The 21,021-nt window shown below is 47.6% G+C and carries 20 protein-coding genes; 18 read left to right on the forward strand and 2 right to left on the reverse strand.

Features of this window, described 5'->3' with window-relative positions; translation table 11 throughout:
- Positions 1-295 precede the first annotated feature (295 nt).
- The 5 genes from phhA (at position 296) to maiA (ending at position 5,495) form a co-directional block, all read left to right on the forward strand.
- The gene (gene phhA, locus AYJ58_RS10340; RefSeq protein WP_106650050.1) at positions 296-1,096 is read left to right on the forward strand and encodes a phenylalanine 4-monooxygenase; all 801 of its coding nucleotides are present in this window, start codon (positions 296-298) and stop codon (positions 1,094-1,096) included.
- Between the two features lie 146 nt (positions 1,097-1,242).
- Positions 1,243-1,581, forward strand: a complete 339-nt coding sequence (locus tag AYJ58_RS10345; protein WP_106650051.1) for a 4a-hydroxytetrahydrobiopterin dehydratase — start codon at positions 1,243-1,245, stop codon at positions 1,579-1,581.
- A gap of 266 nt (positions 1,582-1,847) precedes the next feature.
- Complete coding sequence (gene tyrR, locus AYJ58_RS10350) at positions 1,848-3,386, forward strand: transcriptional regulator TyrR (protein ID WP_006085271.1); 1,539 nt, start codon at positions 1,848-1,850, stop codon at positions 3,384-3,386.
- Positions 3,387-3,771: 385 nt separating this feature from the next.
- Entirely contained in the window at positions 3,772-4,758 is a 987-nt protein-coding gene (locus AYJ58_RS10355; RefSeq protein ID WP_106650052.1) for a fumarylacetoacetate hydrolase family protein, read from the forward strand.
- 86 nt (positions 4,759-4,844) lie between these two features.
- Positions 4,845-5,495 carry a maleylacetoacetate isomerase gene (gene maiA / locus AYJ58_RS10360; protein ID WP_106650053.1) on the forward strand — a complete coding sequence of 217 codons (651 nt, stop codon included), beginning with the start codon at positions 4,845-4,847 and terminating at the stop codon, positions 5,493-5,495.
- 82 nt (positions 5,496-5,577) lie between these two features.
- Here maiA and AYJ58_RS21915 read toward each other — a convergent pair whose 3' ends face one another.
- Positions 5,578-5,721 (reverse strand): hypothetical protein, encoded by a 144-nt coding sequence (locus tag AYJ58_RS21915; protein WP_198555649.1) that lies wholly within the window; start codon positions 5,719-5,721, stop codon positions 5,578-5,580.
- Positions 5,722-5,948: 227 nt separating this feature from the next.
- Between AYJ58_RS21915 and AYJ58_RS10370 the strand changes: the two genes are divergently transcribed.
- Both AYJ58_RS10370 and ompW read left to right on the forward strand, forming a co-directional pair.
- The gene (locus AYJ58_RS10370) at positions 5,949-6,632 is read left to right on the forward strand and encodes a nucleotidyltransferase family protein (protein ID WP_443019237.1); all 684 of its coding nucleotides are present in this window, start codon (positions 5,949-5,951) and stop codon (positions 6,630-6,632) included.
- A 512-nt stretch (positions 6,633-7,144) separates the two neighbouring features.
- Positions 7,145-7,789, forward strand: coding sequence for an outer membrane protein OmpW (ompW, locus tag AYJ58_RS10375; protein ID WP_198555651.1), 645 nt, complete (start codon positions 7,145-7,147; stop codon positions 7,787-7,789).
- A 96-nt stretch (positions 7,790-7,885) separates the two neighbouring features.
- On the opposite strand, the gene AYJ58_RS10380 is transcribed toward ompW, so the two are convergent.
- Complete coding sequence (locus AYJ58_RS10380) at positions 7,886-8,629, reverse strand: SDR family NAD(P)-dependent oxidoreductase (protein ID WP_106650056.1); 744 nt, start codon at positions 8,627-8,629, stop codon at positions 7,886-7,888.
- 117 nt (positions 8,630-8,746) lie between these two features.
- Between AYJ58_RS10380 and AYJ58_RS10385 the strand changes: the two genes are divergently transcribed.
- The 11 genes from AYJ58_RS10385 (at position 8,747) to AYJ58_RS10435 (ending at position 21,021) form a co-directional block, all read left to right on the forward strand.
- Complete coding sequence (locus AYJ58_RS10385; RefSeq protein ID WP_106650057.1) at positions 8,747-9,166, forward strand: YbaY family lipoprotein; 420 nt, start codon at positions 8,747-8,749, stop codon at positions 9,164-9,166.
- Positions 9,167-9,236: 70 nt separating this feature from the next.
- Positions 9,237-10,178 carry a homoserine O-acetyltransferase MetA gene (metA, locus tag AYJ58_RS10390; RefSeq protein WP_106650058.1) on the forward strand — a complete coding sequence of 314 codons (942 nt, stop codon included), beginning with the start codon at positions 9,237-9,239 and terminating at the stop codon, positions 10,176-10,178.
- Positions 10,179-10,477: 299 nt separating this feature from the next.
- Entirely contained in the window at positions 10,478-11,668 is a 1,191-nt protein-coding gene (locus AYJ58_RS10395; RefSeq protein ID WP_106650059.1) for a thiolase family protein, read from the forward strand.
- 132 nt (positions 11,669-11,800) lie between these two features.
- Entirely contained in the window at positions 11,801-13,300 is a 1,500-nt protein-coding gene (locus AYJ58_RS10400) for a CoA-acylating methylmalonate-semialdehyde dehydrogenase (protein WP_106650060.1), read from the forward strand.
- A gap of 127 nt (positions 13,301-13,427) precedes the next feature.
- Positions 13,428-14,585 (forward strand): acyl-CoA dehydrogenase family protein, encoded by a 1,158-nt coding sequence (locus tag AYJ58_RS10405; protein ID WP_106650061.1) that lies wholly within the window; start codon positions 13,428-13,430, stop codon positions 14,583-14,585.
- Between the two features lie 59 nt (positions 14,586-14,644).
- Positions 14,645-15,418 (forward strand): enoyl-CoA hydratase, encoded by a 774-nt coding sequence (locus AYJ58_RS10410; protein WP_106650062.1) that lies wholly within the window; start codon positions 14,645-14,647, stop codon positions 15,416-15,418.
- Positions 15,418-16,569, forward strand: coding sequence for an enoyl-CoA hydratase/isomerase family protein (locus tag AYJ58_RS10415; protein WP_106650063.1), 1,152 nt, complete (start codon positions 15,418-15,420; stop codon positions 16,567-16,569). The genes AYJ58_RS10410 and AYJ58_RS10415 overlap by 1 nt, the downstream gene beginning before the upstream one ends.
- Positions 16,570-16,745: 176 nt before the next feature.
- Positions 16,746-17,648, forward strand: a complete 903-nt coding sequence (gene mmsB, locus AYJ58_RS10420; RefSeq protein WP_106650064.1) for a 3-hydroxyisobutyrate dehydrogenase — start codon at positions 16,746-16,748, stop codon at positions 17,646-17,648.
- Between the two features lie 24 nt (positions 17,649-17,672).
- Complete coding sequence (locus AYJ58_RS10425) at positions 17,673-18,431, forward strand: SDR family oxidoreductase (protein ID WP_106650065.1); 759 nt, start codon at positions 17,673-17,675, stop codon at positions 18,429-18,431.
- Between the two features lie 214 nt (positions 18,432-18,645).
- Complete coding sequence (locus AYJ58_RS10430; protein ID WP_006081033.1) at positions 18,646-18,888, forward strand: hypothetical protein; 243 nt, start codon at positions 18,646-18,648, stop codon at positions 18,886-18,888.
- 63 nt (positions 18,889-18,951) lie between these two features.
- Positions 18,952-21,021 (forward strand): S9 family peptidase, encoded by a 2,070-nt coding sequence (locus tag AYJ58_RS10435; RefSeq protein ID WP_106650066.1) that lies wholly within the window; start codon positions 18,952-18,954, stop codon positions 21,019-21,021.

Below are 21,021 nucleotides of genomic sequence, written 5' to 3' on the forward strand. Positions count from 1 at the left end.
ATTAATGGCCAATATTGTAAATGACCTACACAGAAAAGCTATTTACAAACACTAAAAAATTGAGGAAATCTAAGTATTTTAACGGCAAATTCGGGCATAAGTTTTAGCAAAGGTAGCACAGTGGATCTAATCCAGCACCCATGGCGTGCAGCAACAGGGTGATTTTAATGACCTTGTAATATTTGCTTTACGTTTACGTCACAGTGGCGGCACAAGAATAAAGTGTGAGGGAGTTAACAAATTTAAAGCCTTAGATCACTATGGAGCCATGAGTGTTAGCCACCGAGTGAAGATTATGACGAAAGGAACAGAGTACATCGCTCGCAGAGCCGATGACACTGGGTTTATCCATTACCCACAAGAAGAACACGATATTTGGCGTCAGCTTTACGCCCGTCAAGCTGTTAATCTCCCTGGTCGTGCCTGCAAGGAATATCTGCAAGGGCTCGATGCCTTAGGGATGCCAAAGGATCGCATTCCGCAACTTGCCGAAATTGATGCGGTATTACAAGCGACCACTGGTTGGAAAACGGCGGCGGTCCCTGCGCTGATATCCTTCGGCCGTTTTTTTGAACTGCTGGCAAATAAAGAGTTTCCAGTGGCCACTTTTATTCGCCGCAAGGAAGAGTTTGATTACTTGCAAGAGCCAGATATCTTCCACGAGATTTTTGGTCACTGCCCTTTGCTCACCAACCCTTCATTTGCCAATTTCTCTCACATGTATGGGCAGTTAGGTTTACATGCCAGCAAAGAGGAAAGGGTATTTTTAGCGCGTTTGTACTGGTTTACGGTTGAGTTTGGTTTACTACAGCCTAAAGACGGTCCCTTATGTATTTATGGCGGCGGCATTTTAAGTTCACCCGGTGAAACCTTGTATGCAATGGAAAGTGACGCGCCAGAGCGTCAACCTTTTGATTTATTGAATGTGCTGCGAACCCCATATCGCATCGACATTATGCAGCCGATTTATTATGTGATTGAGCACATTGATATGCTGGATGAAATTGCCAAGATGGATATTATGACTTATGTCACTAAGGCGCGTCAGTTAGGTTTATTTGCCCCTAAGTTTCCGCCAAAAGCTAAGGCGAGTTAAGTCACGATTCGGTTGATGAGTTGACTCGTTATTTGGCTGGCGTCTAATTTAGCCATCTGATATTGAGTCATGCGATTTAAGTTATTAATAGAAAATGAGTAAAGTGCAACAGAAAATCCCTACCAATGTTGCCAACAGGAGTATGTATGACTGCGTTATCGAATATGAAATGTGAAGCGTGCCAAGCCGATGCACCAAAAGTGACCGATGAAGAATTGGCCGAACTTATTCGTATGATCCCCGACTGGGGCGTGCAAGTGCGTGACGGCGTAATGCAGCTTGAGCGTGTCTACAAGTTTAAAAACTTTAAACTGGCGATGGCATTCACGAATAAGCTGGCGGATTTAGCGGAAGAAGAATTCCATCATCCAGGCATTTTCACTGAATGGGGCAAAGTAACCGTCACTTGGTGGTCACACTCTATTAAGGGCCTACATAAGAATGACTTCATCATGGCCGCCAAGACAGACCAGTTACTAGGTTAATTATTTAATCAATTTAATCAGCATTTTAATCTATTTTCGATGCTGATTTTTTCTTCCTGTTACAATTCAACTGTAAACTAGGCTTGCCACTTTCTGTTTAACCTTCTAACGTATACGGGCTCTGCTATTTACCCTCATCGCTGACGTTTTCGTTAAGGTAACAACTTGCCTAGCAAGCGTCATTTTTGTTGTAAAGCTTAAGGCGAAAAATAGCTCTGCACGGTTTATCCCCAAAATTCGAATCAAAAAAGGGAATATCAGTCATTATGCGCTTGGAAGTCAGCTGTCAGGATCGTGTTGGTTTAGCCAAAGATATCTTAGTCGTGTTAGAGCGTTATGGTATTAATTTAATTGCTATTGATGCCAGTAACCAAGGATTCCTGTACTTACAATTTGCCGAAATCAGTTTTGAAACCTTAAGTGCCTTGATGCCTCAGATCCGCAAAGTGGAAAGTGTCCATGATGTGCGTACGGTTTCGTTTATGCCCTCAGAGCAGGAACATTACGCCCTTAAAACCTTGCTCAAAACCTTACCCGACTCCGTTTTCTCCATCGATGCCAAAGCGCGTATCCGTATCGTTAACGAGTCCGCCTTGCTCAATATCGGCATGGGTGAGCACGAAGTGCTCGAAGAGTCGCTCAATCATTGGGTGCAAGGTTTTAATTTCAGCCGCTGGTTGAGTGAAAGCCAAGTCTTACCGCAAGCGGCGAGGGTACAAATTGGTCCAAACGAATATCTAGCCGAAATGCTGCCGATTTATCTGCCCGATGAGGATGAAAAAACCATCTTAGTTGGCGCTGTGGTGTCGCTAAAATCCCCCGCGCGGGTTGGAAAACAATTTAACGCGCTGCAGAATCAAACCACTGGCTTTGAAAATGTATTAGCCAGCAGTGACAAAATGAAGGAAGTGCTTAAGCAAGCGCGGCGGATGGCCCAGCTCGATGCGCCTTTATTGATCACAGGTGAAACGGGTACTGGCAAAGAATTAATGGCCAGAGCCAGCCACGATGCCAGCATGCGCCGCGAGAAACCCTTTATCGCCATCAATTGCGCCGCTCTGCCCGACAGCGCCGCCGAAGAAGAACTATTCGGTTATGTCAGCCAGGGCAAAGTCGTTAAACGGGGTTTCTTTGAAGAAGCCAAGGGCGGCACAGTATTTCTCGATGAAGTGGCTGAGATGTCCAAGGCCGCCCAAGTTAAGCTGCTTCGTCTATTGCAAGATGGTACCTTTAGACGTATTGGTGGCGATGAAGAAGTCCGTGCCGATGTGCGGATCATCTGCTCAACCCAGAAGAATTTAGCCGAACTGTGCCAAACCGGTGAGTTTAGGGAAGATTTGTACTATCGCATCCATGTGCTGAGTTATCACATACCGTCACTGCGCGAGCGTAAAGTCGATATCATTCCACTGACGGAAATGTTCCTCGAACATTACAGCCAACAGTTGTCTAGCCCAGTGCGGCGGATTTCGGCCCAGTGCCGCGATCATTTACTCACCTACGCTTGGCCAGGTAACGTACGCCAATTAAAGAACGCAGTATTTAGAGCTGTGTCTATGTGGGATGGTTCGGCCGAGTTGACGGTCGAACAATTAAAATTGCCGTCCTACGCCGAAGGTTTTGGTTACTTTGACAATGAGTTTGAAGGCAATCTCGACGATGCGATGAAGCAGTTTGAAGCGAGTCTGTTGCGTCGATTATATCCAGCCTATCCGAGTACTCGGCAGTTAGCGAAAAAGCTCGGGGTGTCGCACACCGCTATTGCCAATAAGCTGCGTGAGTACAAGATAGCCAAGCGTCGTTAAGCCGAGTATTGCTAGCTTGACGCGATAGATGTAACAGTATCGTTCCACTTAGTTGCCGACTTTTCAGGCATATTGCTTACCGAGATATTGATAAGCGGCAACTAGGTTATAAACGTAATGATTAGTTTACGAAATGTGAAATAATTGACCTAAATGTGATTTGGGTCACGCTATAGGAATCTGCGCCAGCTTCGGGTATTTCTACGCGCAACAAATACGTTAAAGCAAGCAAAAGGGCGTGCCTCTGTTGGCGCGGAGTGCGTAACGTGTGCGCCCTTAATGAGTCAAAGAGTCCGATTAAAATCGCCGAATATAAGCTGAATGACGCCGCGCGTTTTCCAGCACAATAAAATTGTACGCCTAGCCGAAGAGCACTGGAGCCAATATGAAACTTGCAAGTTATAACAATGGTCGCCGCGATGGTCAGTTGATGTTAGTTAGCCGCGATCTCACTAAAACGGTTGCCGTTCCTGCTATTGCCCACACTATGCAGCAATTACTCGACGGTTGGGATTTACTGAAACCGCAATTGCAAGAATTGTACGACGCGTTAAATGAAGGCATGTTAGATAACGCGCAAGCGTTTGACGAAGCTAAGTGTTTGTCGCCACTACCGCGTGCCTACCAATGGGCCGATGGCAGTGCTTATGTGAATCACGTTGAGCTAGTCCGTAAGGCTCGCGGCGCAGAAATGCCTGAAACCTTCTGGACAGATCCGCTGTTCTATCAAGGTGGTTCAGACAGTTTTATTGCCCCTAAAGCCGATATTCCACTGGCGAGTGAAGACTGGGGTATCGATTTCGAATCTGAAATTGCGGTTATTACCGATGATGTGCCTATGGGCGTGAGCACTGCCAATGCAGCTAAGCACATTAAATTGTTGATGCTAGTTAACGATGTGTCACTGCGTAACTTAATCCCAGGTGAGTTGGCAAAAGGCTTTGGTTTCTTCCAATCTAAGCCATCGAGCAGTTTTTCGCCTGTGGCTGTGACACCGGATGAACTGGGCGCCCGTTGGGAAGATTCGAAAGTGCATTTACCGCTGATCACCTATTTAAATGGTGAATTATTTGGTCGTCCGAATGCGGGCGTCGATATGACATTTAATTTCAGCCAGTTAGTTTCACATGTGGCGAAAACCCGTCCATTGGGCGCAGGTGCGATTATTGGCTCTGGTACTATTTCTAACTATGACCGTAGCGCAGGCTCTAGCTGTTTAGCTGAAAAACGTATGTTAGAAGTGATTGCAGAAGGCAAAGCCACTACACCATTTATGCGTTTTGGCGACACTGTTCGCATCGAAATGCTTGATGACAACAATGTAACGATTTTCGGTTCTATCGATCAAAAAGTGGTTGAATACAAAGCCTAAAGCTTTCCCTTAAAGGGCACATCGACTCAAACTAACGGGGCTTAATTGCCCCGTTTTTATACTGACTTTTATAAGGATATGAAAATATGAAACTTTATGGTTATTGGCGCTCAAGCGCGGCGTATCGAGTTCGCATCGCCCTCAATCTTAAGGGGATTTCAGCCGAGCAGTTGTCAGTGCATCTTGTACGTGATGGCGGCGAGCAGCATAAAGCGGCTTATACTGCACTAAATCCGCTCGAGTTAGTGCCAACCTTAACGTTGGATGATGAGTTAGATATGGATGCTTTGTCGCAATCCTTAGCCATTATTGAATATCTCGATGAAATACATCCACAAACCCCATTATTGCCTGCATCGGCTCTTGAACGTGCCCATGTGCGCGCCATGGCGCTCACGGTAGCCTGTGAAATTCATCCATTAAACAACTTGCGGGTATTACAGTATTTAACCCAAACCTTAGGGGTCGATGAAGCGGCTAAAAATACTTGGTATCACCACTGGGTTGCGAGTGGTTTTGCAGCCTTAGAAACATTGTTGATTAGGCACAGTGGTCGTTATTGCTTTGGAGATACAGTGACATTAGCCGACTTATGTTTAGTGCCGCAGGTGTATAACGCCCAGCGTTTTAATGTGGATTTAACGCCTTATCCCAATATCATGCGCGTGTGGGCTGAATGTAATCAGCTTGAAGCCTTTGCCGATGCGGCCCCAGAGCGTCAAGCGGATGCGGTGTAACGAATTGCGCGGATACGGTTTTTACGAATAGAAAGAATGGATGATGAGACTTGCTTTGCGAGTCTAATCTCAGCGATGGAGTTTAAATGCTTTTCAGTAAAAAATGTCCGTATTGCAAAGGTAAACTCGGCGCTAAGGATGTGCCGATTAAGGAAGGACGCTGCTGCCACTGTGATAAGCCAATACGGTACAAACTCAATGTAATTAAATGGATGCTACTGTTCATGCCCATCTTTACTGTTAGCGTTAATTTGCTAGACAAAGATGTCTATGGGTTTTGGATTTGTTTTGCGGTGATGGCACCGATTTATAGTCTCGTTTATTTACTCTGTCATGAGGTCGTAAAGTGCTCAGAAACCGATGACGAAGTGGAGTAAGCCTAATGTCTTTCCCGTGTTTTTATCTGATATTGAAGCGGGCGATACTGTTATGAGTGGTGCTAGGGGTAATGTCATGAGTGTTGCTACGAATAATGTTATGAATGATGCAATGAGTGAAGCAGCGCTAGAGCATCAATTACTCGAATGGATAGCTCAAGACTGCGAGCGGGTGAGGGCGCTTGAACTCGCGCTTCAATGTGCCAAAGTACACTCAATGCCGCAGTGGTGTCTGGCAGCGGGATTTGTCCGTAATTTAGTCTGGGATCGCTTGCACGGATTTGAGTTGAGTCCACTGAACGATATCGATCTGATCTATTTTTGCCCGTTAGATATCAGCCCCGAGCGGGATCTGGCAATTGAAACTTATCTCAATCAGCTTGCCCCTGAGTTACCTTGGTCGGTGAAGAATCAGGCGCGCATGCATGTTCGAAATCAAGACATGGCTTACACATCTTGTGTTGATGCTATGTCCTATTGGCCAGAGCTTGAAACCGCAATCGGGGTAAGCTATCAAGCTGTCGATACAGAATCTGATGATCAGACTCAGATTAAGGCTGAGACTCAGACTTGTGTTGGGATGAAAAATCATCCCGCGTCTTATGATATTGAGCTGGTGGCTCCCTTTGGGCTGAACTCCTTGTTTGCACTCAAACTGAGTGCTAATCCAAAGCGATCATTATCCGTGTTTGAACACAGAGTTGCGACTAAGGGGTGGCTCACTCGGTATCCTTTGCTTGAGTGTTACCGCACAAGCTGATTTTCTCATTCACCCACTTTATCTCTCACTCACTCCTAAATCGACTCAAGCATCTGACTCAATTCGTCCCATGTAATTTAGCGACTCAATTGAGTTACTCACTAATTAAGACCGCTAACAGTATGGGTATCATCCTTAAGCCGTTTAGGTTCGGCCGTTTTCTGCTTCTATTCTTCCTCATCTAGTCCCATCAATTTGAACTTAATGGCCAAATCCCCTCAGCTAAGTGCTTTTTATTGTTACTTAAATGTTTATTTTACTAATGTTCTCTACCTCTTGCTGTAGTCATTAGTGATGACTAATAAAGAACTTAGCTCACAGAAAACAAAGGTGTACTGTCGATAAATGTTTGAATTTCGTGATTCAGCTCCCATGTGCAGTACCTAGAAATGAGTATTGCTCATTCACTTTGATTTGGATCAATAAAGTGGTCGCACTTCTCTGGCAGTGTAAGCGTCAATTGTTAAGGATGTAATTTAAAACAAAAACCTATGTTGTACATATGGAGTATGATGATGAACAAAAACACTGTTTCTACACTGATCGCTGCCACCCTTTTAGCTGCTGGTTTTTCTGCTACTGTATCGGCTCACCAAGCAGGTGACATTATCGTTCGTGCGGGTGCTGTGGTTGTTGCGCCAAACGAATCAAGTGATGATGTTGCGGGTAAGGGCGAGTTCCAAATTAGCAATAACACTCAATTGGGTTTGAACTTCGGCTACATGCTGACAGATAACTTTGGGGTAGAGTTATTAGCGGCTACGCCATTCAGCCATGACGTTTCTTTGGGTGGCACTAAGATTGCCGAAACTAAACATTTGCCGCCTACTTTAGTGGCGCAGTACTACTTTGGTGATGCACAGTCTAAATTACGTCCATATGTGGGTGTTGGTGTGAACTACACTAATTTCTTCGACAATGAGTTCACTAATGATTTAGGTGGTGCGTTAACTGACTTGAGCATGAGCACTTCGTGGGGCTTAGCGGCACAAGCGGGTGTTGACTATCAGGTTAACAAAAACTGGTTACTGAACGCTTCAGTGTGGTACGCGCAAATTAGCAGCGATGTGAAGTTTAAATTATCTGGTGACACTGTAGTTATCGACACCGATATCAACCCATGGGTTTATATGGTCAGCGTGGGTTACACTTTCTAATCCACTTAGATAAGCGTAAAAAAGGAGCCTTAGGCTCCTTTTTCGTTTGTGCACTTTTTATCGCGCCATGTTCTGTTCCACTTAGGCTAAGCCGATTTAGCGCTTTGGCTTTTTAGCTTTCCAGTGGCGAGTGTTATAGATAAATTCGGGTAATAATATGGTGAGCCAAGCGACGAGGCGCCAGCGTTTGGTCACATAGACGCGGCGTTTGCCTTGTTTCATCGCCTTGATGATTTGTGCTGCGACTTGTGGCAATGGTGCAAGCCACATCGCACTTTGCTGCATAGCGGCTTTATCGAGCAAACCAAGTTGGATATCGGTAATCGTAATCGGTAGCTTAAGGCGCTGAGCATGCATACTTAAGCCCTCAAGGTAATTCTGCCCAAAGGCTTTTGAGGCGTGATAGGCCACACTTGGGCCACCGCGCAAACCTGCGATAGAGTTTATTGCCGCCAGTTGTCCATAACCTTGCTCGCGAAATAGTCTAAATGCCGTATTGCAGATAGCGGCAAAACCTCGCACATTGACATCGATAATGTCTTGCTCTGGCAGCCAAGGCAGCTCAGGGTCATAACTATTGAGACCTGTATTGACTAAGACTAAGTGCGCGCCGCCCAGACTCTGCCAGACGGATTCAAGTTGAGTGATAATAGCTTGAGGCTGTTCAATTTGAAGTGAAAATACTTGTACTTTTGTTGGCAAGGATAAGGCAAAATCGCGGAGTGATTCTGGATCTTGGGCGAATAAGACTAATTCAACCTGTTGATCTGCCAATTGCTTTGCAATTTCACGACTTAATTGTGAGCTAGCTCCCACAATGACTGCAGTTGCTTGGGTCATAGGTTTTTCGGCAACGAAATGGTGGCTTATGATAGGAAGATATGTTCGCCAAGACAAGATTTATAGCTTGGGCGTATGGACATCTAGAAGTCTTTATGTATGATTAGGAGAAACAAAATGAACAAATGGTTGCGTTTAAGCGCGTTGAGATTTACCGCTTTAGCATTAATGGCGCTAATGGGTGTGTTATCGGGTTGTGCGACACCCAATGCTATCGTGGAGATAAAAGGCGAGACCTTGTATCGCGAACGGATTGCTCTGCCCGCCGAAGCTAAGGTCGTAGTGCAATTGCTCGATGTCTCAAAAATGGATGTGCCAGCCATAGTGATGGCGGAGCGTGTACAACAAGGTGCAGCAACACCCACGCCATTTAGTTTTGCGATTGGCAGCGATCAGTTCCAACCTGGGCACACTTATGCCATAGGTGCACGGATAATGCTCGGTGATAAGTTATTGTTTATTAATACTCAAGCCTATCATATTGACCTCAATTCGACTGAGCCAATGACGATACTGCTAGAGAAAGTCGGTGGCTAGTTAGCCCGCTCAGAAGTGAGCTGACATACGCGCCGAATCCGTTGGTATTTACGAACAGAAGAGGCGCGGTATGCCGGTTAGAATTCCAGATCATCTGCCCGCAGCAGAAGTGTTAGAGTCAGAAAATATTTTCGTTATGTCCGAGACGCGGGCGGCGAATCAAGATATCAGGCCGATGAAGGTGCTGATTTTGAACTTGATGCCCAATAAAATCGAGACAGAAACCCAGTTACTGCGCTTACTGGGCAACACGCCTTTACAAGTCGATGTGGATTTATTGCGCATTCACGACAAAGAATCCAAGCATACTTCCATCGATCACATGAATACTTTCTACCGTGACTTTGAAGCCGTGCGCCATAAAAATTACGATGGTCTTATCATCACAGGTGCGCCGCTTGGGCAAATCGATTTTGAAGATGTGGTTTATTGGGATCATATCCGTGAAATCATCGACTGGTCGCAAGAGCATGTCACCTCAGTGTTGTTTTTATGCTGGGCGGCCCATGCGGGCTTGTATCACCTCTATGGTTTAAATCGAAAAATATTGCAACAGAAGCGTTCTGGCGTATTCGTGCATCGCCGTACTTCTCAGCATTTCCCACTGCTGCGTGGTTTTGATGATGAGTTCTTTGCACCCCATTCGCGTTTTGCCGAGATGGATGTGGAAGAAATTAGACAACACCCGCAGTTGCAAGTGCTCGCCGAATCCGATGAGGCAGGCGCTTATCTGGTCCTTAGCCGCAATAATCGTAACTTGTTTGTGATGGGCCATCCTGAATATCAAAAATCGACCTTAAATGATGAATATCGCAGGGATTTAGCCCAGGGCTTAAATCCAAATGTGCCACAAAATTACTATCGCAATGATGACCCTAAAGCCGACGCCATTGCCCGCTGGCACAGCCACGGTAGCCTGCTGGTCAGTAATTGGCTTAACTACTACGTCTATCAGTTAACTCCTTACGATTTAAGCGATATGACGGCGATGACACCGTGGGAGTCTCGCTAAGGTGTTGTTTAGCCTCTTAGGGTGATGTGGTCACATGGATGTGACTTAGTCTGATACCCAAAAGCCCTTCATTTATCTCTCCTATCTCTCCCTTAGATCCTGCCGTCCACGTTTGACTGCGCTTAATCTCTGCTTTGCTGTAAATCCTTACTGACATTTTCCCTCGATAAAATCTGCACATTAGACTATTAGATACTTGCTTTACGTTCGCGTAAACGTCAGAGTGGTTTTATTGTCGATTTTATTAAACGTCCCGAGACTGCTGCTAGGTTTCGTGGTCAATTTAGGTTGGAGCCTTCATGAGTACTGAACAGTTAAATCAAGATATCGTTATCGTTGCGGCTAAACGGACCCCAATGGGCGGGTTTCAGGGCAACTTATCATCCGTAGCATCACCCATATTAGCTGCGACGGCCATTAAAGGCTTGTTAGCGGAAACGCAATTGGCGGGTGAGCATGTTGATGAAGTCTTGATGGGCTGCGTATTACCCGCAGGCTTAGGTCAAGCGCCAGCACGTCAGGCAACTTTGGGTGCGGGATTGCCCTTATCCGTTGGTGCGACCACAGTGAACAAGGTCTGTGGCTCAGGCATGAAGACGGTCATGTTAGCCCACGATTTGATTAAAGCTGGCAGTGCAAAAGTGGTGATCGCAGGCGGCATGGAAAGCATGAGCCAAGCGCCGTATTTACTCGATAAAGCCCGCGGCGGCATGCGCATGGGCCATGGCAAAGTGTTAGACCATATGTTTTTAGATGGCCTTGAAGATGCCTACACGGGTGGCGCCATGGGGACGTTCGCCCAGAAAACTGCCGATGAATTTGGTATCACCCGCGAGCAGATGGACGCTTTTGCCCTAAGCTCGCTCGAAAAAGCCAATGCCGCGATTAACTCGGGCGCCTTTAAAGCCGAAATCACCCCAGTCACAGTCAGTGATCGTCGCGGTGATGTGACTATCGATACCGACGAGCAACCCGGTAATGCCCGCCCTGAAAAAATTCCTACGCTGCGTCCAGCCTTTACCAAAGATGGCACTATCACAGCGGCAAACTCTAGCTCGATTTCCGATGGCGCAGCGGCATTAATGCTGACCTCTCGCGGCGAAGCTGAGCGTTTAGGCTTAGCGGTATTAGCCACCATTAAAGGCCACACGACCCACGCCCAAGAGCCTTCACTCTTTACCACTGCACCTGTCGGCGCTATGGCGAAATTGCTGGCTAATGTGGGTTGGTCAACGGATGACGTCGATTTATTCGAAATCAATGAAGCCTTCGCCATGGTGACTATGCTTGCCGTGTCTGAACTGGGTTTAGATGTGGCTAAAGTCAACGTCAATGGCGGCGCCTGCGCCTTAGGTCATCCTATTGGCTGCTCAGGTTCACGTTTACTGGTGACCTTAATTCATGCATTAAAAGCCCGCGGCCTTAAACGCGGTGTCGCCTCGCTGTGTATCGGCGGTGGTGAAGCGACGGCGATGGCGATTGAGGTTTAATCGCAAAGGTTTTTGTCAAATCAGGTTTTAGTTAAATCAACAAGACGGGGCTGGCAAGGGCAATCACTTCCCTTGAGGATAATCATAATATCGCACCGCCAGCCCATCACTCTACAAGGAAAGGATTGCAACATGACCACACAAGTAAAGCATTACATTGACGGTGAGTTTACCCAAGGTACGGGCACATCGCAGATTATTGTCACCAATCCCGCGAATAACTCGCCGATTGCCGTGATTAATGCTGCTACGAGCGAAGAAGTTCACGCTGCCATTGCTAGCGCCAAAGCCGCTTTCAAAACGTGGAAAGAAGTGCCAGTCTCTGAACGTGCGCGCGTCATGTTGCGTTATCAACATCTGCTAAAAGAACATCACGACGAACTGGCGACCATTCTTGCAAAGGAAACCGGTAAAACCTTCGAGGATGCCAAGGGCGATGTATGGCGCGGTATCGAAGTCGCTGAACACGCTTGTAACGTAGCGTCATTATTGATGGGCGAAACCGTCGAGAACGTCGCGCGTTCAATTGATACTTACAGCTACACCCAACCGCTCGGTGTGTGTGCCGGTATTACGCCATTTAACTTCCCTGCGATGATCCCGTTATGGATGTTCCCACTGGCGATTGCCTGCGGTAACACCTTCATTTTAAAGCCTTCAGAACAAGATCCTATGACGCCGCAGCGCCTTGTTGAACTGTTTGTTGAAGCGGGCGCACCTAAGGGCGTATTGCAATTAGTGCATGGCGACAAAACTGCCGTCGATATTCTGCTGGCAGACCCTGCGATTAAAGCGATTTCCTTCGTCGGTTCTGTGGCTGTGGGCCAATATATTTATAAAACCGGTACCGATAACTTAAAACGCGTACAAGCCTTTGCGGGCGCGAAAAACCACTGCGTTATCATGCCAGATGCGAACAAACAGCAAGTGATCAATAACTTAGTTGGCGCCTCTGTGGGCGCGGCGGGTCAGCGCTGTATGGCGATTTCGGTTGCCGTGTTTGTTGGCGCCGCTAAAGAGTGGATCCCAGAGTTAAAAGAAGCCTTAGCCAAGGTTCGCCCAGGTTTATGGGACGATAAAGAAGCAGGTTATGGCCCGGTTATCAGCCCAGCCGCTAAGGCGCGGGTGCTGAAGCTTATCAAGCAGGGGATTGATGAAGGCGCCGAGTGTTTACTCGATGGCAGCGATTTTACTGTGGAAGGTTATGAGTCAGGCAACTGGATCGGCCCAACCATGTTCAATAAAGTCACTACCGACATGAGCATCTACAAGGAAGAAATCTTTGGCCCTGTATTGTGCTGCATGGAATCAGACTCATTAGAAGCCGCCATCGAATTAGTCAACGCCAGCCCGTATGGCAACGGCACGTCTATCTTTACTGCCAGCGGCGCTGCGGCCCGTAAATATCAGCATGAAATCGAAGTCGGCCAAGTGGGGATTAACGTACCTATTCCTGTGCCATTGCCATTCTTCTCATTTACCGGTTGGAAGGGCAGTTTCTACGGCGATCAACATGCTTACGGTAAACAAGCGGTGCGTTTCTATACCGAGACTAAGACCATCACTTCTCGCTGGTTCGAGTCCGATATCGCCGTGGCGTCTACGCCAAACATGAGCATTAATCTACGCTAAGCTCGTACGCAAAGCTCAGTGATGAAGCTCAGTGATGAAGCTCAGTGATTAATCGATAAACCACGGCGTCTTCACGGCGCCCAATTTATTCAATAAAAAAGTGACCACAGAGTCATAGGAGAGCCCAATGGATTTTAATTTCAATGATGACCAACGCCAGTTTGCCGATCTGGCGCGCCAATTTGCCGCAGATGAGTTAGCGCCTTTCGCGGCTAAGTGGGATGAAGAACATCATTTCCCCAAAGACGTGATCCAAAAAGCCGGTGAGCTGGGTTTTTGCTCACTCTATTCGCCAGAATCTGAAGGTGGCATGGGCTTATCGCGCCTTGATGCTTCGATTATTTTTGAAGAGCTCGCCAAGGGCTGCACCGCGACCACGGCCATGCTGACCATTCACAATATGGCCACTTGGATGGTGACAACTTGGGGAACTGAAACCCTGCGTCAGACTTGGTCTGAGCCGTTAACCACAGGGCAAATGTTAGCGTCCTATTGTTTAACTGAGCCGGGTGCGGGTTCGGACGCCGCATCTTTGCAAACCAAAGCGGTGCGCGACGGCGATGAATATGTGATTTCAGGCTCGAAGATGTTTATCTCAGGAGCGGGCGCTACCGAGCTATTGGTAGTGATGTGCCGCACAGGCCAAGCTGGACCTAAGGGTATTTCAGCGATTGCGATCCCAGCAGATGCCGCTGGCGTTATCTACGGTAAAGCTGAAGATAAAATGGGTTGGAATGCCCAGCCGACCCGCCAAATCACCTTTGAAAACGTGCGCGTGCCAGTCGCGAATTTGCTCGGTGAAGAAGGCCAAGGTTTTGCCTTCGCGATGAAAGGCTTAGACGGCGGACGTATCAATATCGCGACCTGTTCAGTAGGCACTGCGCAAGCGGCGCTGGAGCGTGCAACTCAGTATATGAATGAGCGTCAGCAATTTGGTAAACCGTTAGCGGCTTTCCAAGCATTGCAATTTAAACTTGCCGATATGGCGACAGAATTAGTCGCAGCCCGCCAAATGGTGCGCCTTGCGGCCTTTAAACTCGACAGCAGCGATCCTGAAGCCACTGCCTATTGCGCCATGGCGAAGCGTTTTGCCACCGATGTGGGCTTTCAAGTCTGTGATGCGGCGCTGCAAATTCATGGCGGATATGGTTATATAAGGGAGTACCCGCTGGAACGTCATTTCCGTGATGTGCGTGTACACCAAATTTTAGAAGGCACCAACGAAATTATGCGCTTAATTATCGCCCGTCGTTTACTCGATGAAAACGCAGGACAAATCCTCTAAGTCCACTCGCAAGCAGTGTGACTTATCGGTTGGCGATAACATAAAAGGAGTCTATATAGATGGAATATTTAGTAGAACGTATCGAAGGCCATACGGCCATTCTGACGATGAATAATCCACCGGCAAACACTTGGACCGCCGAGAGTTTGCAGGCGCTCAAAGCCAAAGTGCTTGAGCTGAACGCGAATAAAGAAATTTATGCCTTAGTGTTAACGGGCCAAGGGCAAAAGTTTTTCTCTGCCGGTGCCGATTTAAAGCTGTTTAGTGACGGCGACAAAGGCAATGCGGCGACGATGGCAAAGCACTTTGGCGAAGCTTTTGAAACCCTAAGTCAATTTCGCGGTGTATCGATTGCCGCGATTAACGGCTATGCCATGGGCGGCGGCTTAGAAGTCGCACTGGCCTGCGATATTCGTATCGCTGAAATCCAAGCTGTAATGGCATTGCCTGAAGCGACAGTGGGTTTATTACCTTGCGCGGGTGGCACCCAGAATTTGACCGCTTTAGTCGGTGAAGGTTGGGCTAAACGGATTATTTTATGCGGTGAGCGCGTCGATGCGACTCAGGCTTTGAATCTGCGTTTAGTTGAAGAAGTGGTTGAAACGGGCGAAGCGCTCAATGCGGCAATTGCCCTTGCAACGAAAGTGGCCAACCAAAGCCCAAGCAGCGTCACCGCGTGCAAGACACTCATTCAAGCGGGCCGCACTATGGCGCGTAGCCAAGCGCTGCCGATTGAGCGTGAATTATTTGTCGGGTTATTTGATACCGAAGATCAGGCCGAAGGCGTGAATGCGTTTTTGGGCAAACGTAAAGCTGATTGGAAGAACCGCTAATGACTAATGTAGTAGATAAGGTAAATCAGGCCACGACCACGCAAAACGTGGTGTTTCAAACCTTAGCCACCGCGTCCGGTAAGTTGATTGGGGTGGTGACACTCAATGTGGAAAAAGCCCTCAACGCCTTAGATTTAGACATGGTGCGCGCTATGACGGCGCAGCTCAATCTATGGAAGAAAGACTCACTTATCGCTTGTATCGTGTTAGATGGCAGCGGTGAGAAGGCATTTTGTGCGGGGGGTGATGTGCGTGCTTTATACCATGCATCCATTGCCGCGAAGGGACAAGTGACTGAGGAGGCGAAGGTTTTCTTCGAAGAGGAATATCGTCTCGATTATCTACTGCATACCTTTGGCAAACCTGTGTTGGTGTGGGGCGATGGGATTGTGATGGGCGGCGGGCTCGGTTTGATGGCGGGCGCGAGCCACAGAGTCGTTACCGAAACTTCGCGCATTGCTATGCCTGAAGTGACGATTGGCCTTTACCCCGATGTGGGCGGCAGTTATTTCCTTAATCGCATGCAGGGCAAAATGGGACTGTTTTTAGGGCTCACTGCCTATCAACTCAATGCTGCCGATGCCTGTTATGTGGGCCTTGCGGATCATTACCTGAACCGTGACGACAAAGAACTGATGTTCGATGCCATGGCCACCTTAGATTGGAGCGATACACCTGCGCTTAATCATCAACGCTTAGATAGCATGATCAACGAGTTATCTAATCAAGTGGATATCCCGAAGGGCGAAAGTGTATTGGCGGATAGCCAAGATAATATCGATCGACTGATGGCAGGCAGCTTGGAGGATATCGTCATGCGTATGTCGACATTAGCCTCGGAAGATGCTTGGTTAATGAAGGCGCGCGATACCTTCCTTGCAGGCAGTCCTATCAGCTGGCATCTGGTTAATATCCAATCACAACTTGGTACTAAGTTAAGCCTAGCTGAATGTTTTAAATGGGAATTAACCGTCAGCGTTAACGTGTGTGCCCATGGTGATTTCTGCGAAGGGGTTCGCGCACTCTTGATTGATAAAGACAGACAACCCCAGTGGCGCTTTAAGGATTTTAGCTCAGTGCCTACCGCTGTACTTGAGCAAATATTGACTTCCCCTTGGGGCGAGGCGCATCCCTTTAGCCAACTGAGCTAAGCGTTGAGTTAATTGTGCATAGAGTTGGCTAAGCGTTGACTTGATTAGCGCGGACTTGAATAGTGCTGAGTGTATAGGCTCAGCCAAGTTCGCTTTACTCTGTGATAACGACAGCATAATCAACATACTAGCAGTATCACTACACTAAAAAGAGAACAGCACACAGGAGTGACAGCATGAGTACAGTAGCATTTATCGGTTTAGGTAATATGGGCGGCCCAATGGCAGCCAATTTATTAAAAGCGGGCATGACGGTTCGCGTATTTGATTTAGTCCCAGAAGCCATGCAAAGCCTTGCCGAGCAAGGGGCCTTTGTTTCTAGTACGGCTTGCGGCGCGGCGGCGGGTGCCAATGTAGTGATCACTATGCTGCCTGCGGGTAAGCATGTGAAAAATTTATATTTAGGCAATGGCACAGACAAAGGCCTGCTCGAGGTCGTTGCGGGTGATACTTTACTGATCGATTGCTCGACCATAGATGCGCAAAGCGCGCAATTAGTGGCGGCCGAAGCGGCTAAAAGCGGCATAGAGTTTATGGATGCACCGGTTTCTGGCGGCACTGCAGGCGCGGCGGCGGGCACTTTAACCTTTATTTGTGGTGGTTCCGATAGCGCATTTGAGCGGGGTCAGCCAGTGCTGAAAGCTATGGGGGTGAACATATTCCACGCCGGTGGCCCAGGTGCGGGACAAGTCGCTAAAATCTGCAATAACATGCTGTTATCTGTGTTGATGGTCGGTACTTCAGAGGCGTTGCAAATGGGCATTGACCATGGTCTCGATCCTAAAGTCTTGTCCGACATTATGAAGGTCAGCAGTGGTGGCAACTGGACGTTAGAGAAGTACAATCCCTGCCCAGGTGTGATGGAGACTGTACCTTCTTCTAAGGGCTATCAGGGCGGCTTTATGGTAGATTTGATGGTTAAAGATCTCGGTCTGTCCCAAGAAGCCGCATTATTGAGCAACTCCAGCACGCCAATGGGCGCTTTAGCCCGCAGCTTGTATGTTAATCATGCAAGACAAGGCAACGGCCGCCGAGATTTTTCCAGTATTTTTGAACAATTTGCACAACTTAAAAAATAGACATAGTTAACAAGGGATAACCAGATGGATTTAAAAGATAAGGTTGTCGTCATTACTGGCGGCGCGGGTGGCTTAGGTCTGGCAATGGCGCAAAATTTTGCGCAGGCGGGTGCTAAGATAGCGCTTATCGACGTGGACCAAGAAAAACTCGAGCGAGCTTGCGCTGAGCTTGGATCGGACACTGAAGTCCAAGGTTATGCCTTAGACATTACCGACGAAGAAGACGTCGTGGCAGGTTTTGCCTATATTCTCGAAGACTTTGGCCAAGTTAACGTGTTAGTGAACAACGCCGGTATTCTGCGCGATGGCCTGTTAGTCAAGGCCAAAGACGGCAAAGTCACCGACCGTATGTCATTCGAGCAATTTCAATCTGTGATCAATGTGAACTTGACGGGTAGCTTCCTCTGCGGTCGTGAAGCGGCAGCGGCCATGATTGAATCCGGTCAAGCGGGCGTGATTGTTAATATCTCTAGCTTAGCGAAAGCAGGCAACATGGGTCAGTCGAACTATGCCGCTTCAAAAGCAGGCGTCGCGGCCATGTCTGTTGGCTGGGCGAAGGAATTAGCGCGTTACAATATCCGTAGTGCCGCGGTTGCACCGGGCGTTATTGCTACTGAGATGACAGCGGCAATGAAACCTGAGGCGCTGGAGCGTTTAGAGAAGCTAGTGCCAGTAGGGCGCTTGGGTCATGCCGACGAGATAGCCTCTACCGTACGCTTTATTATCGAGAACGACTATGTCAATGGTCGCGTGTTCGAAATTGATGGTGGTATCCGTCTATAATGGCGGTATCTTATTGATATTCATAAAAACCGAGCCGAGGCTCGGTTTTTTATTGCGTAAAGAAACATAGTGGTTTTTTAAACTCAGTCTTTGGATTTATTTAGATTTTACTGTTGGAGTTGACATTTAGTTGTTAACCTTCAACAATCGCCCTCCCGTTTTTTTACATAACTTTACATACATGTTGTCGCATGTAATGGAGCTTAACATCCGGATGTCTTGGCAGGATAAAGCCCTCTGGCTTGAGAAAATCACTAAACGCATGATGTTGATCGTGGGTGTCTTAGGGTTGATTGTGATCTATTGCGGGTTCTTTTTTCTGCTCTTCAGTGGTCGCTCCGTGGCCGTGATCCCGTGGTTTTTCCTTATCTCACCTTGGGTGTGTATTTATTTTGGCTTAACGCAAGTACAGCAAGTGCAAGTGGTAAATTGGTTCTTAAAAAAATTTAAAAAATAACCAATTTTCGTACGTTCCTATTTTGTTTCGGTTTGTGAAGTTGGCAAACATTGGGGAGAAACAATGAAGTTACATGGATATTTATGGGTGCTTGGGAGTTTGTTTTGTTTGGGGGCTTGCGAGCGCTCGAACAAAGAAACACCGCATCTAAGTGATAATGGTGGGCGTATCATTGCGCCCTATGGCAGTTGGCTGTCTCCCTTATCGGCAAATGAGGTATTTGAACAGGCCGATAATGTGGCCGAGTTGCAAAGCGTAGATGGGGCGATTTATTTTTCTGAAGCCGATGGTGATAGACAAGGTCAAGTAGGGATTAAGCGTCTCGATAAAAAGGGTAATATCACTGACGTTGTACCACCAAGCTTTAATGTTAAATCCACCGTCCATGAATACGGCGGCGCCGCCTTTTTAGGGATAGGTCAGAGTTTGTTTGCCACTAAGGCACAGGACCAACTGTTTTATCGTTTCGCTCCTAATCAACCTCCGTTGCCGTTAACGCCCAATGGCACCCGTCATGCCGACTGTATTGCTTATCCCAAAGGATCGCGAATTATCTGTGTGCGTGAGGATCATCGCCAGCCCGGTGAGCCCAAGGCGAGTCTAGTAACAATCAATCTTAACTTTGCTGGCGAAGGTGATACCTTTGTCTCGGGGCATGATTTTATTTCTTCGCCCGCCATCTCGCCCGATAATAGCCAACTGGCGTGGATCACGTGGGAACATCCCTACATGCCATGGGACAGCAGTATTCTCTGGCTTGGCGATCTCGACCGTAAAGGGCAATTACACAATATTCGTAAGGTCAACACGCCTACAGATTCTTCCGTGACGCAGCCATTATTCAGCCCTGATGGACAATTGTATGTCGTATCAGATATCAGTAACTGGTGGAATATCTATCGAGTCACAGCACAAAATACCTTAGCCCCTGTGCTGAGCAAAAAAGCCGAGTTTGCCGTGGCTGATTGGCATTTAGGTAATCACAACTACGCCTTCGAATCTGAAACAACCATTATTGCCAGTTATATGCTTGGCAGTCAGGCGGCGCTAATCCGGCTGCATTTGGATTCGGGTTTGACCGAGTCCTTAGCTGTCGATTTCGGCGAAATTACCCAAGTGATCAGAGGCGAAGATGCCGTCTATTTTGTGGGTGCTAAGGCGACGCCAGAGAAGGGCATTTATAAGGTCATCGGCCGCGGCACTGAGTTGGTGTATACGCCTAGCTTGCCAAAGCTAGACCCCAATTATATTTCTCGGGCAAAAAATATTACCTTTAAAACCGGCGTTAACCAGCAAGCCTACGGTTATTTTTATGGTCCAGTTAACCCCAACTATACTGCGCCCCATGATACCCGTCCGCCGCTCATCGTGATGCTGCACGGTGGTCCAACGGCGCGAGCGAGTTTGGCTTATCGCAGTGATATTCAATTTTGGACCAGCCGTGGCTTTGCGGTGCTCGATGTTAATTTTCGCGGTAGCAGTGGTTTTGGCCGTGCCTATCGTCAAAGTATTTACGGAAAATGGGGCCAGGCCGATGTGGAAGATGCGGTCAATGCGGCCCGTTATTTGGTTGATAAAGGCTGGGTTGATGGACAAAAGCTGGCGATTCGAGGCGTAAGCGCTGGTGGGTTAACTGTGATGTCGTCCTTGGCTTTTTATGATGTGTTTCAAGCGGGTGTCAGTTACGCGGGGATCAGTGATTTTGAACAGCTAGCCAAGAGTACCCATAAGTTTGAGACTGGGTATTTAGATCAACTCATTGGGCCTTATGCGAATAATCAAGCCCGATATAGGGAGCTGTCGCCGCTGTATCATCTTGAAGGCTTGAATGAGCCCTTGTTAATTTTTCAAGGTCTGCGGGATCAAATTGTGCCGCCACAGCAGTCGCGAAAAATTTATGAGGCCTTAAAAGTGAGAGGCGTGCCAACGGCTTATATCGCTTATCAAGATGAGCCACACGGCGGTTGGAAACCCGAGCACAGGGCCGCAGGATTAGAGACCGAACTCGCATTTTATGGCCAAGTGTTTAACTTCATTCCCGCGGGCAAATTGGCCACACTGGTGCTGGATAATGCTGCGGCGTTAAAGCCGCCCGTCTTGAAAGGTCATCCCCGCGCAACTCGTGGTTATTGA

The sequence above is a fragment of the Shewanella sp. Pdp11 genome, from assembly GCF_002838165.1.
Taxonomy (GTDB): domain Bacteria; phylum Pseudomonadota; class Gammaproteobacteria; order Enterobacterales; family Shewanellaceae; genus Shewanella; species Shewanella hafniensis.

Excerpts from the sequence above, each read along its gene's own strand:
- phhA (WP_106650050.1), top strand. The coding sequence starts at position 296 with ATGACGAAAGGAACAGAGTACATCGCTCGCAGAGCCGATGACACTGGG.
- AYJ58_RS10345 (WP_106650051.1), top strand. The coding sequence starts at position 1,243 with ATGACTGCGTTATCGAATATGAAATGTGAAGCGTGCCAAGCCGATGCA.
- tyrR (WP_006085271.1), top strand. The coding sequence starts at position 1,848 with ATGCGCTTGGAAGTCAGCTGTCAGGATCGTGTTGGTTTAGCCAAAGAT.
- AYJ58_RS10355 (WP_106650052.1), top strand. The coding sequence starts at position 3,772 with ATGAAACTTGCAAGTTATAACAATGGTCGCCGCGATGGTCAGTTGATG.
- maiA (WP_106650053.1), top strand. The coding sequence starts at position 4,845 with ATGAAACTTTATGGTTATTGGCGCTCAAGCGCGGCGTATCGAGTTCGC.
- AYJ58_RS21915 (WP_198555649.1), bottom strand. The coding sequence starts at position 5,721 with ATGAACAGTAGCATCCATTTAATTACATTGAGTTTGTACCGTATTGGC.
- AYJ58_RS10370 (WP_443019237.1), top strand. The coding sequence starts at position 5,949 with ATGAGTGTTGCTACGAATAATGTTATGAATGATGCAATGAGTGAAGCA.
- ompW (WP_198555651.1), top strand. The coding sequence starts at position 7,145 with ATGATGAACAAAAACACTGTTTCTACACTGATCGCTGCCACCCTTTTA.
- AYJ58_RS10380 (WP_106650056.1), bottom strand. The coding sequence starts at position 8,629 with ATGACCCAAGCAACTGCAGTCATTGTGGGAGCTAGCTCACAATTAAGT.
- AYJ58_RS10385 (WP_106650057.1), top strand. The coding sequence starts at position 8,747 with ATGAACAAATGGTTGCGTTTAAGCGCGTTGAGATTTACCGCTTTAGCA.
- metA (WP_106650058.1), top strand. The coding sequence starts at position 9,237 with ATGCCGGTTAGAATTCCAGATCATCTGCCCGCAGCAGAAGTGTTAGAG.
- AYJ58_RS10395 (WP_106650059.1), top strand. The coding sequence starts at position 10,478 with ATGAGTACTGAACAGTTAAATCAAGATATCGTTATCGTTGCGGCTAAA.
- AYJ58_RS10400 (WP_106650060.1), top strand. The coding sequence starts at position 11,801 with ATGACCACACAAGTAAAGCATTACATTGACGGTGAGTTTACCCAAGGT.
- AYJ58_RS10405 (WP_106650061.1), top strand. The coding sequence starts at position 13,428 with ATGGATTTTAATTTCAATGATGACCAACGCCAGTTTGCCGATCTGGCG.
- AYJ58_RS10410 (WP_106650062.1), top strand. The coding sequence starts at position 14,645 with ATGGAATATTTAGTAGAACGTATCGAAGGCCATACGGCCATTCTGACG.
- AYJ58_RS10415 (WP_106650063.1), top strand. The coding sequence starts at position 15,418 with ATGACTAATGTAGTAGATAAGGTAAATCAGGCCACGACCACGCAAAAC.
- mmsB (WP_106650064.1), top strand. The coding sequence starts at position 16,746 with ATGAGTACAGTAGCATTTATCGGTTTAGGTAATATGGGCGGCCCAATG.
- AYJ58_RS10425 (WP_106650065.1), top strand. The coding sequence starts at position 17,673 with ATGGATTTAAAAGATAAGGTTGTCGTCATTACTGGCGGCGCGGGTGGC.
- AYJ58_RS10430 (WP_006081033.1), top strand. The coding sequence starts at position 18,646 with ATGTCTTGGCAGGATAAAGCCCTCTGGCTTGAGAAAATCACTAAACGC.
- AYJ58_RS10435 (WP_106650066.1), top strand. The coding sequence starts at position 18,952 with ATGAAGTTACATGGATATTTATGGGTGCTTGGGAGTTTGTTTTGTTTG.